Source organism: Halomonas sp. B23F22_10, assembly GCF_043496975.1.
GTDB classification, from domain to species: Bacteria; Pseudomonadota; Gammaproteobacteria; order Pseudomonadales; family Halomonadaceae; genus Halomonas; species Halomonas smyrnensis.
On record NZ_JBIEKF010000002.1, the window covers coordinates 604,567 to 622,991 of the forward strand.

The window sequence follows — 18,425 nt, forward strand, 5'->3', positions numbered from 1 at the left end:
ATCAAGGGCCGAGCACAAAAGACGACGGCACCCCGAGGGGTGCCGTCGTCGTGGAGCGCGAGGGGCGCAGTCGCCGTCAGCGGAGGCGCTCGAATACCGTGGCCACGCCCTGCCCCATGCCGATGCACATGGTCGCCAGGCCCAGGCTGGTGTCCTGCTCGCGCATCACGTTGAGCAGGGTGGTGCAGATGCGCGCCCCGGAGCAGCCCAGCGGATGGCCCAGGGCGATGGCGCCGCCGTGCAGGTTGACCGCCTCGTCCATGCGGTCGCGCAGGCCCAGGTCCTTGAGCACCGGCAGCGACTGGGCGGCGAAGGCCTCGTTGAGCTCCACGGTCTGGATATCGTCCATGGTCAGCCCCGCCGCCTTCAGCGCCTTCTTCGAGGCCGGCACCGGGCCGTAGCCCATGATCGAGGCGTCGCAGCCCGCCACCCCGGTGGAGAGCACCCGGGCGATGGGCTCGAGGCCCAGCGCCTCGGCGCGCTCGGCGCTCATCACCGCCATGCCGCTGGCGCCCACCGACAGCGCCGAGGAGGTGCCGGCGGTGACGGTGCCGCCCTTGGGGTCGAAGGCCGGCCTGAGCTCGGCCATCGCCTCGAGGCTGGCGTCGTCGCGGATCACCTCGTCACGGTCGACCCGTACCCGGTAGCCGCGCGCGTCGTGGCCCTCGACGCCGACGATCTCGCGATCGAAGCCGCCGCCGTCCCGGGCCTCCCTGGCCAGCCGGTGGGAGCGCACGCCGAAGGCGTCCTGATCCTCCCGCGAGATGCCGTGCATCTTGCCCAGCAGCTCGGCGGTCAGGCCCATCATCATCGCCGCCTTGGCGGCGTGCTTGCTGGCCGCCGGATTGACGTCGATGCCGTGGGTCATGGGCACGTGTTCCATGTGCTCGACGCCGCCGATCACGTAGACGTCGCCCATGCCGGCGCGGATGTTGGCGGCGGCGATGTGCAGCGCGCTCATCGAGGAGCCACACAGCCGGTTGACGGTCTGGGCGGGCACGCTGCGCGGAATGCCGGTCATGATCGCCGCGTTGCGGGCGATGTTCATGGCCTGCTCCAGGGTCTGGTTCACACAGCCCCAGATGACGTCGTCGACCTCTTTCGGATCGAGCCCCGGGTTGCGGTCGAACAGCGCCTGCATGACGGCGGCGGACAGGTTCTCGGCGCGCACGTGGCGGAAGGCGCCGTTCCTGGCCTTGGCCATGGCGGTGCGCACGCCGTCGACCACCACGATGTCTCTCGGATGCAAACTCATCGATACTGTCTCCCTGTGAATCAGGCCGGGTCGGCGTCGCGGTGGAAGCGCTGGCCGCTGCGCGCCATCTCGCGCAGCCCGTCGGTGGGCGCGTAGAGCGGCCCCAGCTCGGCGGCCAGTTCGTCCGCCTGGGCGACGAAGGCCTCCGCCCCCATGGCGTCGATGTAGCGCAGCGCCCCGCCGCGGAACGGCGGGAAGCCGATGCCGTAGATCAGCGCCATGTCGGCCTCGGCGGCGCTGCCGACGATGCCGTCCTCGAGGCAGCGCACCGCCTCCAGGCACAGCGGCACCATCATCCGCGCGATGATCGCCTCGTCGGAGAAGTCCTGCTCGCCTTCGGCCACCTGCCGCACCAGCGCCAGGGCCTCGTCGTCCTCGAGCTTCTGCGGCTTGCCCTTCCGGTCTTCCTCGTAGGCGTAGAAGCCCTTGCCGTTCTTCTGGCCGAGACGCTCGTGCTCGACCATCCGCGGAATCACGCCGCCACTCATGTCGCCCATGCGATCGGGGAAGCCTTCGGCCATCACCTCGCCGGCGTGCAGCGCGGTATCCATGCCCACCACGTCGAGCAGGTAGGCCGGCCCCATCGGCCAGCCGAAGCGCTCCATCACCTTGTCGACCCGGCGGAAGTCAGCGCCCTGGGCCACCAGGGCGCTGAAGCCGCCGAAGTAGGGGAACAGGATGCGGTTGACCAGGAAGCCCGGGCAGTCGTTGACCACGATCGGCGTCTTGCCCATCTGGCGGGCGTAGGCGACGGTGGCCGCCACGGCGGCGTCACCGGTCTTCTCGCCGCGGATCACCTCGACCAGCGGCATGCGGTGCACCGGATTGAAGAAGTGCATGCCGCAGAAGTTCTCGGGCCGCTTCAGATGCTCGGCCAGCCGGGTGATGGAAATGGTCGAGGTGTTGGTGGCCAGCACCGTGTCCTCGCCTACCGCGGCCTCGGCCTCGGCCAGCACCGCGCCCTTGACCTTGGGATTCTCCACCACGGCCTCGACCACCAGATCGACCCCGCCGAAGTCGCCGTAGGACAGTGTCGGGCGGATATGGGTCAGCCGCTCGGCCATCTGCTCGGTGGTGAATTTCTTGCGCTCGACCTGCTTGGTGAACAGCTTGCGGGCCTCCTTGAGGCCGAGGTCGATGGCCTCGGCCTTGATGTCCTTCATCAGGATCGGGGTGCCCTTGGAGGCGCTCTGGTAGGCGATGCCGCCCCCCATGATGCCGGCGCCCAGCACCGCGGCCTGCGCGACGGGGCGCGCCTGCTTCGCGTAGCGAGCGCCGGCCTTCTTGACCGCCTGGTCGTTGAGGAACAGCCCCACCAGGTTGTAGCAGACGTCGGTCTTCGCCAGTTTGGCGAAGGACGCGGCCTCGATCGCCTGGGCGCGCTCGCGGGTCTCGCCGGCGCCCTTCTGGATCACCTTGATCGCCTCGATCGGCGCCGGATAGTGCGGCCCGGCCTTGCCGGCCACGTAGCCCTTGGCGGTCTCGAACACCATCATCTGCTCGATGGCGTCGAGCCTGAGGGGCGAGCGCTTCTCGGCGCGCCGGGCCTCGTGGTCGAGCTCGCCGCGGCGGGCGCGGTCGAGCAGATCGCGGGCCGCTTCCATCAGCGCCTCATCGGGCACCACGGCGTCCACGGCGCCCATCCGGAGCGCCTCGTCGGCCTTGTTCTGGGTGCCGCCGGCGATCCACTCGATGGCGTTGTCGGCGCCGATCAGCCGCGGCAGGCGCACGCAGCCGCCCCAGCCCGGCAGGATGCCGAGCTTGGTTTCCGGCAGGCCGAGCTGGGCCGAGTCGCTCATCACCCGGAAGTCGGTGGTCAGCGCCAGCTCGCAGCCGCCGCCCAGGGCCAGGCCGTTGAGCGCGGTGACGGTGGGAAACGGCAGGTCCTCGATGGCGTTGAAGAGGGCGTGCACCCGCTCGAGCATGGCCTGGATCTCCTCCTCGCCACGCTCGAACATGCCATGGAACTCGGTGATGTCGGCGCCGACGACGAAGGCCTCCTTGGCGCTGGTCAGGATCAGCCCCCGAAGGCCGGAGTCGACGCCGAGCGCCTCCACCGCCTCGGCGAGCTCGCCGACCACCGCCGACGACAGGGTGTTGACCGACTCGTCGCGGTGGTCGAGGGTCAGGGTGGCGACGGCGTCATCGTCGCGCGCCACGGTGATGGCATTGCCTTGGTAGATCATCCACGAATCTCCGTGCAGAAATTCATACGGCCGTTTGATTCCACCAGCTTGGGCCAGTCCCCGAGGAGCGTCAAGCCCTGCCATGGTCGATACACCCTCCTGAGTCATCGCGGCATGGCACCTCTCCGCCGGGGCCGTCGCTTCGCGGCGACTCCCGCGCCGCGCGGCGCCCTGCTAGGATGCGCCCATGACTGCCGACCGCTTGCCACCGCCCCCCGATTCCCGTGCCTCCCGCCTCGAGGGCTGGCAGCATCGTCTCACCCGCGTGGCGGAACGCGCCCGTCGCTGGCACTGGCTGTGGCCGCCGGTGGCCTTCCTCGCCGGCGCGGCGAGCTTCTTCCTGGTAGAGCGCCAGCAGTGGCTGGGCGCCGCCCTGGCGCTGGGCATGCTGGTGGCCTGGGTGCTGCTGCTGTCCGAGAGCCTGATCGCCCGCTGGCTGACCCATCGCGGCTATCCCGCCCCGCCGCGCGGCATCACCACCTTCATCGCCCAGATGGTCCACCAGGAGACACTGTTCTTCGCCCTGCCGTTCCTGCTGGCGACGACCGTCTGGACCAGCGCCCAGGGGCTGTTCACGGCGCTGATGGTGGGGCTCGCGCTGCTGTCGATCCTCGACCCGCTCTACTACCGCCTGGCCGCCCGGCACCGCTGGCTCTACTTCGCCTTCCACGCCCAGTGCGTGTTCCTGGTGGTGCTGGTGACGCTGCCGACGGTGCTGCACCTGACCACCGGTGAGAGCCTGGTCATCGCGCTGGTCGCGATGATGGTATTCAGCCTGCCGAGCCTGATGCAGCTGCTGCGGCCGATGAACACCGCCCGCTGGCTGGCCATGATGGTGCTGCTGCCGCTGCTGGCCGGCCTCGGCTGGCTGGGACGCGCCTGGGTGCCGCCGGCCAGCCTGTGGCTCTCGGGCCATGCGCTGTCGCCGTCCTTCGACGAGCCGGCCCGGCGCCCGAAGGGCGAGCTGCGCCTCACGCCCGAGGCGCTGACCGGCCACGGTCTCTACGCCTACACGGCGATCCACGCCCCGCGGGGCCTCGAGGAGAAGGTCGTGCACGAGTGGCGTCAGGACGGCCGGCTGGTGGATCGCATTCCGCTGCAGATCCAGGGCGGACGCGAGGCCGGCTACCGGGCCTGGACCCACAAGCGCCACTTCCCGGAGGAGCCGTCGGGCAACTGGCGAGTCGACGTGATGACCGCCAGCGGCCAGCGGATCGGCGCGCTGCGCTTCCGGGTCAGCGACACGCCGGAGCAGGCGACCCTAGCCGATGGTCGTATACGCCTGCCGGCCGGGCTGCCCGGGCTGGATCTGCGGCGCCTCATCGCTCGGCCGACGGAAGCACCGTAGAGCGCTAACGACTTGCATTACACTCCGCAGCTCCGGACAATCCCTTAGGATTCATCGTTTGTGCAGACACTAATGCAACAGAACATCGGTTTTACGCTTTCTCGTTTACCGCGCTTATGGCGCGCGGTCATCGATCGCCGGCTGGCCCCCGAAGGGCTGACCCAGACCCGCTGGGTCACGCTCTACCATCTCTGGAAGATGGGGGATGACCAGCCGCAGTGCGACCTCGCCCGAACCATCGGCGTCGAGGCGCCCTCGCTGGTACGCACCCTCGATCAGCTCGCCGAACAGGGGCTGATACAGCGCTGCCCCTGCGACAAGGACCGGCGCACCAAGCGCATCATGCTCACCGACGCGGCCATGCCGCTGCTCGAGCGCATCGATGCCGTGGTCAGCCAGGCCCGGGAAGAGATGCTGGCCGGCCTGTCCGCGGAAGAGGTCGACCAGCTCGCCGAGCTGCTGGGACGCATCGAGGCCAACGGCCTGGCGATCCAGGCCCGGGAAGAGGGCTAGGCGCCGCCCGACCGCTCGCCCCGGGCGGCTTTTCCCTGGCAGACGAACGATGCCAAGGCACCGCGCTAGGCGCGGGGTGCCCGGGGATCCCTGTGCCGCTCGGGTCGATCCGGCCGCCCCGCGAGTCGATCGCGCAGCTCGTCCATGTCGGCGGCCACCGGCTGGAAGGCCTCTCTCTCCAGCGATTCATCCCACCACAGGACCAGCGCCTCGGTGCTCGACTCCACCGCCAGTGCGTCGGCGGGCAGCCGCGCCAGCAGCGCCTCGAAGTGACACCGCACCGCCGTCGGCAGCCCATGCAGCGGCTCCTTGCGCCAGCGCCAGCCCTCCACGAAGGGCTTCAGGGCGTCGCTGGCCACGGCATCGCGCATCAGCATGAAATCGGGCCCCGGCCGCCGCGGCGGATAGGCCCAACGATAGGCGGGACGACGCCGGTCGTCCTGGTGGAGCGGCGACGGGTCGAGACGCACCTGGATCCCGGCCTGTCTGGCCGCCTCGCGCAGCGTCGTGGCGCGCTGCTCCCGGGGGCTCGGGCGAAGCCACATGGCCGGGGCGAAGATCAGCCCGACGACCACGGCGATGATCAACCAGATCATAAGCGTTTTCCGTTCCTGTCTTGATGCAAGTCGTTGTCTTGTCTCATCGTGCGTCCTAGAGTGGAAGGCAGCCACTGACCCTGATCCTCTGCCGGAGGCAATGCCATGAGCAACGAGTATCGTCACGTCCTGGTCGCCGTCGACCTGACCAAGGATTCCCACAAGGTGCTGGAGCGGGCGATGCAGATCGCCGACCGCAACGAGGCCAAGCTCTCCATCATGCATACCCTCGAGCCCCTCGGCTTCGCCTACGGTGGCGACATTCCCATGGACCTCACCAGCATCCAGGACCAGCTCGACGAGCACGCCAAGCAGCGCCTGGCCGAGATCGCCGATGCCAACGTGGCCAAGGAGAATCAGCACGTGGTCGTGGGCATGCCCGACACCGAGATTCACCGCTTCGCCGAGGAGCGGAATGTCGACCTGATCGTGGTCGGCTCCCACGGCCGCCACGGCTTCGCGCTGCTGCTGGGCTCCACCTCCACCGGCGTGCTGCACGGCGCCCAGTGCGACGTGCTGGCGGTGCGGGTCGGCAAGGACGGCGAAGCGGAGGAATAACCCACCCCGCACGATGCATGCGAAAGGCGCCCCTCGGGGCGCCTTTCGCGTCGGGCCTTCGCCGGCGGCCTAGGCTTCGCCGGCCGCCATCGCTTCCAACTCCATCCACCGCTCCATGGCGGTCTCCAGCTCGGCCTGGCGGTCGCCGAGGGCCTGCAGGGTCGCGGTCACCGTGTCGTTGTCCTGCTGATAGAAGGCCGGATCGCCGACCTGCTGCTCGAAGTCGGCCACCGCCGCTTCCAGGCGCTCGATCTCCGCCGGCAGGCCGTCGAGCTCGCGCTGCAGCTTGTAGGACAGCTTGGCGCGCCTGGGCGCCGCCTTGGCCGCCGGTGCCGCGTTTTCCTTGGCCGGCGCGGCCTCGGCCGGGGCCTCGGCGACCGGCTCGGCCGCCTGACGCGCCGCGCCCTCCCAGGGCGCCGGCGGCAGTTTGCCGCCCTGCCGCACCCAGTCGCGGTAGCCGCCGACGTACTCGCGCACGCAGCCCTGGCCCTCGAAGGCCAGCACGCTGGTCACCACGTTGTCCATGAAGGCGCGGTCGTGGGACACCAGCAGCAGGGTGCCGTCGAAGTCGAGCAGCAGCTCCTCGAGCAGCTCCAGGGTCTCCACGTCCAGGTCGTTGGTCGGCTCGTCGAGCACCAGCACGTTGGCCGGCTGGGTGAACAGCTTGGCCAGCAACAGGCGGTTGGACTCGCCACCGGACAGCGCCTTGACCGGCTGGCGCACGCGCTCCGGCGTGAACAGGAAGTCCTGCAGGTAGCTCATCACGTGACGATCGCGGCCGCCCACGGTGAGCCGATCGCTGCCCTGGGCGACGTTGTCGTAGACGGTCTTCTCCGGCTCGAGGCCGGCGCGCAGCTGGTCGAAATAGGCCACCTGCAGCTTGGTGCCCATGCGCACCTGCCCCTCGCTGGGCTCGAGCTCGCCGAGCAGGATCTTGAGCAGGGTCGTCTTGCCGGCGCCGTTGCGGCCGATGAGGCCGATGCGATCGCCGCGCTGCACCTCGAGGTTGAGGTCGCGAATGACCGCCTCGCCGTCGTAGTACTGGGTGACGTGGGACAGCTCCACCACCCGCTTGCCGCTGCGCTCGCCAGTGTCCACCGAGAGGCTGGCGCGGCCCTGGCGCTCGCGGCGCTCGCCGCGGTCGCGACGCATCTGCTCGAGGGCGCGCACGCGGCCCTCGTTGCGGGTTCGGCGGGCCTTGATGCCCTGGCGGATCCACGCCTCTTCCTGGGCCAGCTTCTTGTCGAACTCGGCGTTCTCGCGGGCCTCGACCTCGAGCTCATGGGTCTTCTGCTCCTGATATCGGGCGTAGTCGCCGGGATAGCGCCCCAGGCGGCCGCGATCGAGCTCGAGGATGTGGGTAGCCAGCCGCGACAGGAAGGCACGGTCGTGGGTGATGAACAGCACCGCGCCGTTGAAGGCGGACAGCTGCTCCTCCAGCCAGGCGATGGTGTCCAGGTCCAGGTGGTTGGTGGGCTCGTCGAGCAGCAGCAGGTCGGGCTCGACCACCAGCGCCCGGGCCAGCGCCACACGCCGCCGCCAGCCGCCGGAGAGGTCCGCCATGGCGGCATCCGCCGGCAGCCCCAGGCGAGTCAGCACCACGTCGATGCGCTGGTGGAAGGACCAGCCGTCGATGGCCTCGAGGCGGGTCTGCAGCTGGGCCATGCGCGTCATGTCGGGCTCGGCCTGCTGCACCAGGTGGTGATACTCGGACAGCAGCTCGCCGGCCTCGGGCAGGCCCTGGGCGACCACGTCGAAGATGGTCTCGCCGGAGGCGGCGGGAAGGTCCTGGGCGAGCACGCCGATCTTGAGGCCGGGCGCGCGCCAGATGGTGCCGCCGTCGGGCAGGTTCTCGCCCGACACCAGCTTGAGCAGGGTCGACTTGCCGGTTCCGTTGCGGCCCACCAGCGCCAGACGCTCGCCCTTCTCCAGCACCAGATCGGCGCCGTCGAGAAGCACATGGGTGCCGTAGGCCAGTTGCAGCTGTTCCAGACGTAGCAGGGTCACGCATTCACCTCATCGTTCGATCAAGCCGCCAGTGTAACGCATGCCCGCCCCGACGTGGCCCCACCCCGCCCGACCCGGGTACAATGCGCGCCCGTTTCCCGCGCGCTAGACGAACCGCCCAGAGGAGAGCTTCGCCTTGGCCGACGCCACGCCCCCCTTCGACGACGTGCTGCCCGAAGCGCTGAGATTCCGTTCGCCGGGCCCGCTGGTGGACATCGGCGCCAACCTGACCCACGAGAGCTTCGCCCGCGATCTCGAGGCGACGATCCAGCGCGCCCGCGCCGCCGGCGTCGACACGCTGATCCTCACCGGCACCGACCGCGAGCACGCCGAGCAGGCCGTGACCCTGGCCCGCCGCTACCCGGGCCTGTATGCCACCGCCGGCGTGCATCCCCATGACGCCAGCCGGTGGAACGCCGAGCTCGAGGCCGCGATGCGCGAGCTCCACCGCCAGCCGGAGGTCGTGTCGGTGGGCGAATGCGGCCTGGACTTCAACCGCAACTTCTCGACGCCGGCCGAGCAGCAGCATGCCTTCGAGGCACAGCTCGCGCTCGCCGCCGAGAGCGGCCTGCCGCTGTTCCTCCACGAGCGCGACGCCGGGCCGCGCATGCGCGAGATGCTGCACGCCTGGCGCGACGACATCTCGAAGGCGGTGGTGCACTGCTTCACCGCCGAGCGCGACACCCTCTACGGCTACCTGGACCTCGACCTGCACATCGGCCTGACCGGCTGGCTGTGCGACGAGCGCCGTGGCCATCACCTGCGCGAGCTGGTGGGGGCGATTCCCGCCGAGCGGCTGATGGTGGAAACCGACTGCCCCTACCTGCTGCCGCGCAATTTACCTGCCAAACTCAAGGGCAGACGCCACGAGCCGGCGCTGCTGCCCTGGATCGTGCGCGAGATCGCCCACTGGCGCGGCGACACGGAAGCCGACCTGGCCCGCACCACCACCGCCACCGCACGGGCCTTCTTCGGCCTCGACGAGCCTGCCCGCGAGGAGGGGCAACAGAATGGATGATCTGCCTGCGTTCATCGCCATCGAGACCGGTGACGACGGCGACCTGCCGCTGTCCATCGCCTGGACCCTGCCCGATGGCCGCGTCAAGCACACCCTGATCCAGCCCGACGACGAGTGGCTGGACGACGAGCTGGTCTCGCTGGGCGCCTACAGCCTGGAAGAGCTCTCAAGCATGGGCGTGAGCCCGCTGGACGTGATCCGCGAGCTGGAGACCGACCACTTCAACGCCACCCTCTACACCGCCGGCGTCGGCGACGACGAGGCGGCGCTCTCGCGGCTGTTCGAGACCTACGGGCTGGACCCGTTCGTCGAGCTGGCCCCTGCCGAGAGCCTCTATGCCGATCTGGCGCCCGGCGACTGGTCCCGGGCCCGCGGCGAGCTGTTCGGCGAGCTGGGGCTCGAACCGCTGCGCCCCGAGGAGGAGATCCAGGTGATGCTGACGCTGCATCAGCGACTCGGCAACGCCGAGCTCTGAGACAGCGACGAGACCGTCAGGCGGGCTCGGCGGCGGGCGCCTCGCGGCGTTCGAGACACGCCCGGCCCGCCGCCAGCGCCGCCTCGAGCGGCGCGCCCTCGCCTTCCTCCCGGCCCTGGCCGTAGAAGACCGACAGCGCGGTGCGAAAGGCCTCGGCCCTAGCCGGCAGGCCCTCCCGCTGGTAGCGCGCCGCCCGCGCCGCAACCCGCTCGGCGAAGCCTTCCCGGTCGACCTCCACCTCGCCCAGGTTGTCCACGCTGACCTGGAAACGATGCCCGCAGGCGGCGGCGAACAACGACTCCAGCGCCTGGGGCGCCACCTCCACCGCCTCGAAGTCGCGCTGCTGGACGGCGTCGCGGCCGTCGGGCAGGTACCAGTAGCCGTAGTCCTCGAGCTCGCGACGCCGCGCGCCGGCGATGCACCAATGGCTGATCTCGTGCAGCGCGCTGGCGTAGAAGCCGCGGGCGAAGATCACCCGATGCCAGGGCGTCTCGGCGTCGGCGGGCAGGTACAGCGGCTCGTCGCCGCCGCGAATCAGGCGAGTGTTGCAGGCGGGCAGGAAGAGGCCGTCGAACAGGGCGATGACATCCTCGAGGCGGTGGCTCACGCGGGCTCCGGCGGGGTCATGAATGGGCGGCACAGTATAGCGAGACCGACCGCCCCGATCATAGGCTCCGGAGATGCCACGAAACGCTGGCGGGCCTGCTAGACTGGCGCGCTCCCCCCGGCCGCACGGAGCACGGGGGAGCCCCTTTCACGGAGCAAGATCCTTGGCCCAGTTCATTTCTCAGCTGATCGCCACCACGCGACAGGAAACCCGCCCGCTGATCCGCCTGGCGCTGCCCATCTGCGGCGCCCAGCTCGCCCAGGCCGCCATGAGCACGGTGGACGTGATGATGACCGGGCGGCTCAGCGCCACCGACCTGGCCGCCGTCTCGGTGGGCTCGAGCCTGTGGATGCCGCTGATGCTGCTGATGACCGGCACCCTGATGGGGCTGACCCCGGTGGTGGCGCAGCTGCTCGGCGCCGGACGCCGGGACGGCATCCGCCTGCAGGTGCACCAGGCACTGTGGATCGGCGCGGTGCTGGGTGTGATCGCGGCGGCGCTCTTGTGGACGGCGGTGATGCCGGTGTTCCGGCTGATGTCGGTGCCCGAGGCGGTAGCAGAGCGCGCCGCGGGCTATCTGGGGGCCGTGGCCCTGGGGCTGCCGGCGGTCGGGCTGTTCATGGCGCTGCGGGCCTTCTCCGACGGCATGAACCATACCCGCCCGGCGCTGTGGATCAGCCTGCTGGGGCTGGCCGTCAACGTCCCCAGCAACTATCTGCTGATCTACGGCGGTGCGGGGCTCGAGGCGCTGCTGGGAGGCTGGCTACCGGCGCCGATCACGGCATTGCCGGCACTCGGGGCCGTCGGCTGCGGCATCGCCACCGCGCTGTCGATGTGGGTGATGTGCCTGGCCATGATCGTCTATACCCGACGCAGCCGGGCCTACGGCGACGTCGCACTGTGGCACTCGCCGACGCCTCCGCGGTGGCGGCCGATCCTCGAGCTGCTCTACGTGGGCGTGCCGATCGGCGTGGCGATCTTCATGGAAGTGACGCTGTTCACGCTGATCGCGCTGTTCATCGCCAGCCTCGGCGAGGTCGTGGTGGCCGCCCACCAGGTGGCCCTGAACTACACCAGCCTGCTGTTCATGCTGCCGCTGTCGCTGAGCATGGCGCTGACGGTGCGGGTCGGCAACGTGCTGGGCCAGGGGCGTCCCGAGGCCGCGCGCCTGGTGGCCTGCCACGGCATGCTGATCGCCCTGGCGGTGGCGGTGATCAACTGCCTGCTGCTGTGGCTCACCGCCGAGCCGGTGATCGGCCTCTACACCAACGACCCGGCCGTCGCCCGACTGACGCTTTCGCTGGTGGGGCTAGCGATGATCTACCAGATCTCGGACTCGCTGCAGGCCAACCTGGCCGGCGCGCTGCGCGGCTACAAGGACACCCGCGTGATCATGCTGATCACCCTGGTCGCCTTCTGGCTGGTCGGGCTGGGCGGCGGCCACTGGCTCGGCGATCACGGCCTGTTCGGGCTCGTCGCACCGCTCGGGGTCTATGGTTACTGGATCGGTCTGGTGGCGGGGCTGACCGTGGCCGCCCTGCTGCTGGGTGAACGACTGAGACGACGGAGCAAGGCGGTCATCGATGCGGATTCCACGCCTCGGGCCTCATAGGCTCGGCGCCCGGCTCGCGGCGGCACTGGTCGCGGTGCTGCCGCTCGCCGGCTGCGGCGACGGCCCCGCCGAGACGCTGCTCGCCGACGACCAGCGGCGCCTGGCCGAGCGCCTCGACCTGCCCGCGCCGGCGCGCACGACGCCCGAGAACATCGGCGACTTCCCCGGTCCCGATGCCCGGCTGTTCGAGATTCCCGAGACCCGCGAGGGGATGCTCGACGTCTTCGCCCTGCGCGGCTGCCATATCGCCAATCTGGTGGCGGCGCGCAACAACCAGCTGGGCAAGGTGGCCGCGCCCAGCCAGCGCTGGCTCTACGAACTGGACCTGTGGCGCCGCCTGAGCGGCTGCTGGAACACCGAGGTGCCGCAGACGCTCGGCGACGACCACCGGGCGCGTCTGGAGCGGCTGACCCGGCTCAAGACCGGACAGCTACCCCGGGCCAGCTGGAACGCGCTGTTTGCCTCGGACGAATGGCTCGACAGTTTCTCCCGGGCCAGCTCGCCGCTGCCGCCGGATGCCCTGGACGAGGTGGATGCCCAGCTGCCGGCGCTGGCCTACCTGCGCGAGGCCGCCCTGCATCAGTTCGATCGCGACTGGGTCCCCGATTCCGCCACCCTGGAGGGGCATCTCAAGACGCTGCGCGACCGGCCGCTGACCGCCGAGCTGCTGCGCGCCCTGATGCTGGCCGAGCGACGCCTCTCGGAGCGCTCGCGGTTGCTGGAGGCCGCGCTGGTCGACGGGCACTGTCCCGCCTCGCCGGCGGCCGGCGACGCGCTCGCGATGTCGCACCCGCTGGCGACCTGGCTCGATGACCTGACCCTCGCTTCCCAACGCTGGTTCACGGCCATTCAACGCCTGATCGAGGCCCACAAGGTCGCCCCGCGGCCGGCCGTCGAACGCTACCGGCAGCGCTGGCTATCGCGGGAAACGCCCGGCGCGCCCTGGCCCGCCCTGCAGGCGGCACGCCTGTCGCATCATGCGCTGCGTACCGAGCTGGCACGACGCTGCCGCTGACCGTCGGGGCTTAACCTCGGTCATCGGTCTGTGCTATTGATGGGATGACAGTGACGTGTGCGCTGCCGACCGCCCCAAGGGCCAATGCCGTGATCAAGCCGCCGCTGGAGGGACTTCATGGGTATCCCGCTGTCATCTCGCCCCGCCCGGGTCATCGACCTGGAAACCATGCGCCAACGCCAGCAGGCTCGCAGGCGCCTGATTCGCCTCGCGCCCGAGCTCGATGGCCTGGAAATGGTGTATCAACTGCCCGACGAGTCCGAGTCCTACTACGGCATGCCCCTGCTCGCCTGGGGAATGCGTGAGGACGGAGAAGTCGTCGGCCTCGTGCCCTGGATGGAACGCCTGACGCCCTGCCAGGCGCTGGACGACCCCGAACATGGCCACTTCATCGGCTACCGGGATCCGGAAACCGAAGAGCTGTTCGAGCTGCCGCCGGAGCACAAGGTGCTGGAGCTCGAGCAGGCCGCCGCCTACTTCGACTACGAAGAGACCGAATCACCGACGCTGATCCAACAGCTGCCCGAGACCCAGGGCACCCACGCCCTGTGCATGGACGAGGGCGACACCCCCTGGCAGCTCAAGCAGGTGTTCGGCTGGCGACTCTACAGCGACGGCGCCGTGGAAGCGCTGCTGGCCGACGAGCGTCAGGTCGAATCGACGCCGATCCTGCCGGGTGACGCCTGCCTCTATCCCGGCCACAGCCGGCACCAGGTGGTCTACTTCTTCCAGCGCCAGATCGCCAATCGCATCCGCCGCGAGGATCCCGAGACCCTCGAGGCCCTGGCGCTGATGGTGATGCCCGACACGCCGGAGCGCGACGACGGGGCGTGAGACTTCCGCCTCCGCCGGGCTCGTTCCGGGCGATCAGCCCAGGCGAATGAAGTAGAGGTAGTGGCCGTCGCGCTCTTCCTGGGCCAGCAGCTCGTGGCCCAGGAAGCTGCAGAACTTGGGCACGTCGCGGGTGGTCGCCGGATCGCTGGCCACGACCTTGAGGATCTCGCCCGACGCCATGTCACGCACCTTGTTGTGCATCAGCATGATGGGCTCGGGGCAGTAGAGCCCGGTGGTGTCCAGCTCGGCGTGACAGGCCGGCAGGGAGTCCGTGGAATCAACCATCGATGACCTCGCCTCGTAACACGGAATGGAATGAAGTGGAGACTAGCGGGATGATCAAGATCATTATCGAGCGCCGTATCATGCCCGGGCTGGAGGAAGAATACGAGCAGGTCGCCCGGGAGGCCATGCGCCAGGTCCTCGGCGCCCCCGGCTTCGGCGGCGGCGAGAGCCTGGTCGAGATGGGCCATGAGGACCGGCGCGTGGTGATCACCAAGTGGCGGGACCTGCGCGCCTGGCAGGCGTGGCACGACAGCGAGCAGCGTGCCCGGGTGATGCAGGACCTCTACCCCCTGCTCACCGAACAGGAACGCATCCGCCTCTACACCCTCAGCTTCTGACGCCTCAGTTCAGCAGCCTGACGTGGACCGTCACCTCTTCACGGTCGTGGTAGAGGTGACGGCAGCCGATCTCGGCGCGCACCCCCGCTTCCGCCAGGGAGCGATCGAGCCGCGCCAGCCCCTCCGACACCGCCTCCCAGCGCCGCTTCATGGGCAGCTTCAGGTTGAACACCGCCTCGCGACACCAGCGCTTCACCAACCAGCGCTCGACCATGTCGATCACCCGGGCCGGCTTGTCGACGATGTCGCACACCAGCCAGTCCAGCCGCATCGGCGGCGCCCACACGAAGCCGTCCTCGCGCAGGTGCTCGACCAGCCCGGTCGCCATCAGCCCGCGGTCCATGGGCCCGTTGTCGATGGCATAGACCTGCATGCCACGCTGCACCAGCTGCCAGGTCCAGCCACCCGGCGCCGCCCCCAGGTCCGCCGCCTGCATGCCCTCGGCCAGGCGCGTCTCCCACTGATCCCGCGGCACGAACTCGTGCCAGGCCTCCTCGAGCTTGAGGGTCGAACGGCTGGGCGCATCATGAGGAAAGCGCAGTCGGCGAATGCCGCCGGGCTGCTCGCTGCGATTGCCGGGAAAGCTCATGCCCAGCTGCACCCGGTCACCCTCGGTCCACAGCAGATGCAGGCGTCGGCCGCCCGCCTTGCGACGCAGGGCGCCACGCTTCTTGAGGATCGACTCGAGCGGGCGCTGGAGTGCCTTGATCAGGCCGGCCAGCGCCTTGGCATCGTTGGTGTCCGGCGTTTCCTGCCACAGCGACTCGAAGTTCCAGCCGCTGGCCACCACCTGCTCGATGATCGGCGAGAGGCGATCCTCCCGGGAAAGCCCCGCCAGCGGCTCCAGCGCCACCAGGCTCTGTCGGGCAAAGACCAGCGACGCGAGCGGCAGGTCGCGATGCAGGGCATTGGCGGGACGCTCATCGGTCAGCACGAAGCTGACATGACCGGATTGCGGCTGGCCCACGGGGTAGCCCTGCCAGCCGAGGGCGGCCGCCTTGGTGGCAATCTCGGCGGCCAGATCGGACTCGAAGCCGGCGCGGCAATAGAACAGCAACTGCTGGGGGATCATGGTGCCTCCTGTGAAGGCCGGACAGTCTAGCCGGGCCCGCACCGGGCTCACAAGTCGCGCGGCGTCTCGTCGGCATCGCCCCCCTTGTCGGCCGTGCCGCAGGCGCGATGCCGGTTCAGCATTTCCAGGTCCTGGAGCTGGACGTTCAAGGCATTGGTCGAGATCTTCACCTCCCACAGGGAGAAGAACAGCGAGACCGAGAGGCTGATCAGGCTGATGCCGAACAGCACCATGCCCAGCAGCTTGAGCGACAGGAACAGCGCGAACATCGACAGTGTGCACAGCAGGAAGCTCGATACCCCCGCCATCTGCATGCGCTTGGTCAGGGTGATCCGCTTGCGCAGCAGCATGATCTGCCGGGCCGCCACCTCGTGATGGGTATCTCGATTCTCCTCGGCCAGCTTGCGGATCAGCTGGGCCAGGGTCAGGAAGCGATTGGTATAAGCCAGCAGCAGCAGGGAAATGGCCGGGAACAGCAGGGCCGGTGTGGTCAGCGTCAAGGGACAGGCTCCATCATTATTAGACTTTAGTCGCATTATACGCCAGTCAGGGCGCCCGGCCGACCCCTGAAAGCGCACCGGCCCCCGAATGCATCATTCGGGGGCCGGTGGGTCGGGCGGCAGCAGCGCGACGGGTGTCAGCTGCGCCGCGGCTCGGCGACGATGCCCTGCTCCCGGGCCATGGCCATGGCGGCCCGCGGGCCCGTCCACAGCGAAGGCAGCAGCACCAGCGAGACCGGAATCGCGGTAATGACGATGAACTGCTGCAACGCGCTGATCTGGCCGGCGCCCATGTACAGCAGGATAGCCGCCATCAGCGCCATGGCGATGCCCCAGAAGGCCCGCACGAACACGTTCGGCGCGTCATGACCGGCGCCGACCACCGAGATCGCATAGCTCATGGAATCGCCGGTGGTGGCCACGAAGATGGTCGTCAGCACCAGGATCGCCAACGCCATCAGCGGACCGCCCGGCAACGCCTGGGCCACGGTCAGGGTGGCGACGTCGAACTGGAAGTCGTTGAGCGCCGACGTCAGATCAATGACTCCGGTCAGCTGGTAGTGAATGCCCGAGCCGCCCAGCAGGGTGAACCAGATCGTGGTGGCGATGGGGGCCATCACGGCCACGGCCAGGATCATCTGCCGGATGGTGCGGCCGCGCGAGATACGCGCCACGAAGATCGCCATCAGCGGACCGTAGCCGATGAACCAGGCGAAGAAGAACACCGTCCACCACTGCATCCACCAGGCCGGCGCGGTCTGGGACGTCATGGTGGCCATGGGGAAGAACGAGTTCAGATACTCGCCGAAGCCCTGGGTGAAGGCATTGACCAGGAACTGGGTCGGGCCGAACAGGAAGATGACCGCCGCGATGACCAGCGCCAGGATCACGTTGAACCGGCTCAGCCACTGAATGCCGCGATGGACGCCCGTCATGGCCGAGCTCACGTAGACCACCCCCAGGCCGATCAGGATCACCAGCTGGGTGCCATAGCCTTCCGGCAGTCCGAACAGCTCGTGCAGGCCATAGCTCACCTGAGTCGCCAGGAAGCCGATCGGCCCCACGGTGCCCGCCACCACGGCGATCACGCACAGGCCATCCACCACGCCGCCGAACCAGCCGTGCATGACGCGCTCGCCGAGCACCGGGGTCAGCAGGGTGCGTGGCTGCAGGGGCAGGCCGCGTACGTAGTGGGCATGAGCCAGGACCACGGCGGTCAGCGAACCCAGCACCGCCCAGGCCAGAAAGCCCCAGTGCATGAAGGACTGCGCCAGGGCACCGGCGATCGCCTCGGCGGTGCCGGCTTTGGTGTCGAAGGACGGCGGCGTGACCACGAAGTGATAGACCGGCTCGCCGGCGGCGAAGAACACCCCTCCCCCGGCCAGCAGCGTGCACATGATGATCGACAGCCACTTGAAGGTGCTCATCTCGGGTGCGTCCAGGTTACCGACCTTGGCGCTGGCCGCCGGTGAGACCACCAGCCCCATCGCCACCAGGAAGGTCAGCAGCAGTAGCCACTGGAAATAGCTGCCCAAGGTGCTGGCGGTCCAGGCGAAGCCGGCGGCAATGCTATCGGCCACCATGTTGACGTCATACAGCGACAGGGCAATGAAGCCCAGGATGAAGCCGATGCTGACGCCGAGCACGACCGGATCTCCCAGCCGCTGCTTGGCGGCAGAAGGCGTGGAACTCGTAGCGTAGGCTTGAGATTCACTCATGCAATGCTGTCGGCCGAAGTGGGCCGCTCTCTCCTCTATGGTGTGTCGAAACAGGATGTGTCGGCAGTGTGCCGAAAGCCCGATGGACGTCTTCACAGTGAAGGACATGCATCGAAACGGGCTTGTGGAAACGTTGGCCCCGTCTGGACCGGAGGGCTGTGGATAACGGGATCGCCGCCTGCGAAGGCGTTGATGTCATATCGAGATGAATCGAGACGTCGACGCCCTTTCTGGAAACGAGGCAATACCTCGGCGCCAACATGCGCATGGCAGAGCGGAGAAATGGCGGGAAGCGCTCACCGAAGGGAACGGGGGGTAATGAGAAAAACCCCGAGCCTTTCGGGCTCGGGGTTTTCTCGGAATAAGTGCCTGACGATGACCTACTCTCGCATGGGAACTCCCACACTACCATCGGCGCTGAGCGGTTTCACTGCTGAGTTCGGCAAGGGATCAGGTGGTTCCCGCACGCTATGGTCGTCAGGCGAAAA

18 protein-coding genes and 1 rRNA gene are annotated in these 18,425 nt (G+C 69.0%); 9 read left to right on the plus strand and 10 right to left on the minus strand.

What is annotated here, in order from left to right:
• Positions 1-76: 76 nt before the first annotated feature.
• Together fadA and fadB are read right to left on the minus strand one after the other, a co-directional pair.
• Positions 77-1,255 (minus strand): acetyl-CoA C-acyltransferase FadA, encoded by a 1,179-nt coding sequence (gene fadA, locus ACGTNF_RS06970; protein ID WP_394601059.1) that lies wholly within the window; start codon positions 1,253-1,255, stop codon positions 77-79.
• Between the two features lie 20 nt (positions 1,256-1,275).
• Positions 1,276-3,441: a fatty acid oxidation complex subunit alpha FadB gene (gene fadB / locus ACGTNF_RS06975; protein WP_394601060.1), complete on the minus strand. Its 2,166-nt coding sequence runs from the start codon at positions 3,439-3,441 to the stop codon at positions 1,276-1,278.
• 187 nt (positions 3,442-3,628) lie between these two features.
• On the opposite strand from fadB, the gene ACGTNF_RS06980 reads away from it, so the two are divergent.
• Positions 3,629-4,789 (plus strand): DUF5924 family protein, encoded by a 1,161-nt coding sequence (locus ACGTNF_RS06980; protein ID WP_394601061.1) that lies wholly within the window; start codon positions 3,629-3,631, stop codon positions 4,787-4,789.
• A 72-nt stretch (positions 4,790-4,861) separates the two neighbouring features.
• Positions 4,862-5,302, plus strand: a complete 441-nt coding sequence (gene slyA, locus ACGTNF_RS06985; protein WP_394601062.1) for a transcriptional regulator SlyA — start codon at positions 4,862-4,864, stop codon at positions 5,300-5,302.
• Between the two features lie 65 nt (positions 5,303-5,367).
• Here the strand turns inward: slyA and ACGTNF_RS06990 are convergent, their stop codons facing one another.
• Entirely contained in the window at positions 5,368-5,898 is a 531-nt protein-coding gene (locus tag ACGTNF_RS06990; protein ID WP_394601063.1) for a preprotein translocase subunit YajC, read from the minus strand.
• Between the two features lie 105 nt (positions 5,899-6,003).
• On the opposite strand from ACGTNF_RS06990, the gene ACGTNF_RS06995 reads away from it, so the two are divergent.
• Positions 6,004-6,456, plus strand: coding sequence for a universal stress protein (locus ACGTNF_RS06995; protein ID WP_394601064.1), 453 nt, complete (start codon positions 6,004-6,006; stop codon positions 6,454-6,456).
• A gap of 69 nt (positions 6,457-6,525) precedes the next feature.
• Here ACGTNF_RS06995 and ACGTNF_RS07000 read toward each other — a convergent pair whose 3' ends face one another.
• Entirely contained in the window at positions 6,526-8,463 is a 1,938-nt protein-coding gene (locus tag ACGTNF_RS07000; RefSeq protein ID WP_394601065.1) for an ATP-binding cassette domain-containing protein, read from the minus strand.
• Positions 8,464-8,599: 136 nt separating this feature from the next.
• Here ACGTNF_RS07000 and ACGTNF_RS07005 point away from each other — a divergent pair, with 136 nt between their 5' ends.
• Both ACGTNF_RS07005 and ACGTNF_RS07010 read left to right on the plus strand, forming a co-directional pair.
• Positions 8,600-9,481, plus strand: a complete 882-nt coding sequence (locus ACGTNF_RS07005) for a TatD family hydrolase (RefSeq protein WP_394601066.1) — start codon at positions 8,600-8,602, stop codon at positions 9,479-9,481.
• On the plus strand, positions 9,474-9,956 hold the full coding sequence (locus ACGTNF_RS07010) for a hypothetical protein (RefSeq protein ID WP_394601067.1): 483 nt from the start codon (positions 9,474-9,476) through the stop codon (positions 9,954-9,956). The genes ACGTNF_RS07005 and ACGTNF_RS07010 overlap by 8 nt, the downstream gene beginning before the upstream one ends.
• Positions 9,957-9,972: 16 nt before the next feature.
• On the opposite strand, the gene ACGTNF_RS07015 is transcribed toward ACGTNF_RS07010, so the two are convergent.
• Complete coding sequence (locus ACGTNF_RS07015; RefSeq protein WP_394601068.1) at positions 9,973-10,563, minus strand: elongation factor P hydroxylase; 591 nt, start codon at positions 10,561-10,563, stop codon at positions 9,973-9,975.
• Positions 10,564-10,726: 163 nt separating this feature from the next.
• On the opposite strand from ACGTNF_RS07015, the gene ACGTNF_RS07020 reads away from it, so the two are divergent.
• From ACGTNF_RS07020 to ACGTNF_RS07030, 3 genes are all read left to right on the plus strand, one after another.
• Positions 10,727-12,175 carry an MATE family efflux transporter gene (locus tag ACGTNF_RS07020; protein ID WP_394601069.1) on the plus strand — a complete coding sequence of 483 codons (1,449 nt, stop codon included), beginning with the start codon at positions 10,727-10,729 and terminating at the stop codon, positions 12,173-12,175.
• Positions 12,147-13,190 carry a DUF3080 family protein gene (locus ACGTNF_RS07025; RefSeq protein WP_394601070.1) on the plus strand — a complete coding sequence of 348 codons (1,044 nt, stop codon included), beginning with the start codon at positions 12,147-12,149 and terminating at the stop codon, positions 13,188-13,190. Before ACGTNF_RS07020 ends, ACGTNF_RS07025 begins: the two co-directional genes overlap by 29 nt.
• A gap of 117 nt (positions 13,191-13,307) precedes the next feature.
• Positions 13,308-14,024, plus strand: coding sequence for a hypothetical protein (locus ACGTNF_RS07030; protein WP_016853944.1), 717 nt, complete (start codon positions 13,308-13,310; stop codon positions 14,022-14,024).
• Positions 14,025-14,057: 33 nt separating this feature from the next.
• On the opposite strand, the gene tusA is transcribed toward ACGTNF_RS07030, so the two are convergent.
• The gene (gene tusA / locus ACGTNF_RS07035) at positions 14,058-14,309 is read right to left on the minus strand and encodes a sulfurtransferase TusA (protein WP_016853945.1); all 252 of its coding nucleotides are present in this window, start codon (positions 14,307-14,309) and stop codon (positions 14,058-14,060) included.
• A gap of 50 nt (positions 14,310-14,359) precedes the next feature.
• On the opposite strand from tusA, the gene ACGTNF_RS07040 reads away from it, so the two are divergent.
• A complete protein-coding gene (locus ACGTNF_RS07040) occupies positions 14,360-14,647 on the plus strand; it encodes an antibiotic biosynthesis monooxygenase family protein (RefSeq protein WP_016853946.1) in 288 nt (95 codons plus the stop codon).
• Between the two features lie 4 nt (positions 14,648-14,651).
• Here the strand turns inward: ACGTNF_RS07040 and rlmM are convergent, their stop codons facing one another.
• The 4 genes from rlmM to rrf form a co-directional block, all read right to left on the minus strand.
• On the minus strand, positions 14,652-15,719 hold the full coding sequence (rlmM, locus tag ACGTNF_RS07045; RefSeq protein ID WP_394601071.1) for a 23S rRNA (cytidine(2498)-2'-O)-methyltransferase RlmM: 1,068 nt from the start codon (positions 15,717-15,719) through the stop codon (positions 14,652-14,654).
• A 47-nt stretch (positions 15,720-15,766) separates the two neighbouring features.
• Positions 15,767-16,219 carry a DUF2721 domain-containing protein gene (locus tag ACGTNF_RS07050; protein ID WP_394601072.1) on the minus strand — a complete coding sequence of 151 codons (453 nt, stop codon included), beginning with the start codon at positions 16,217-16,219 and terminating at the stop codon, positions 15,767-15,769.
• 137 nt (positions 16,220-16,356) lie between these two features.
• On the minus strand, positions 16,357-17,937 hold the full coding sequence (locus tag ACGTNF_RS07055) for a BCCT family transporter (RefSeq protein WP_394601073.1): 1,581 nt from the start codon (positions 17,935-17,937) through the stop codon (positions 16,357-16,359).
• A 367-nt stretch (positions 17,938-18,304) separates the two neighbouring features.
• A 5S ribosomal RNA gene (gene rrf, locus ACGTNF_RS07060) occupies positions 18,305-18,419 on the minus strand.
• Positions 18,420-18,425: the final 6 nt, after the last annotated feature.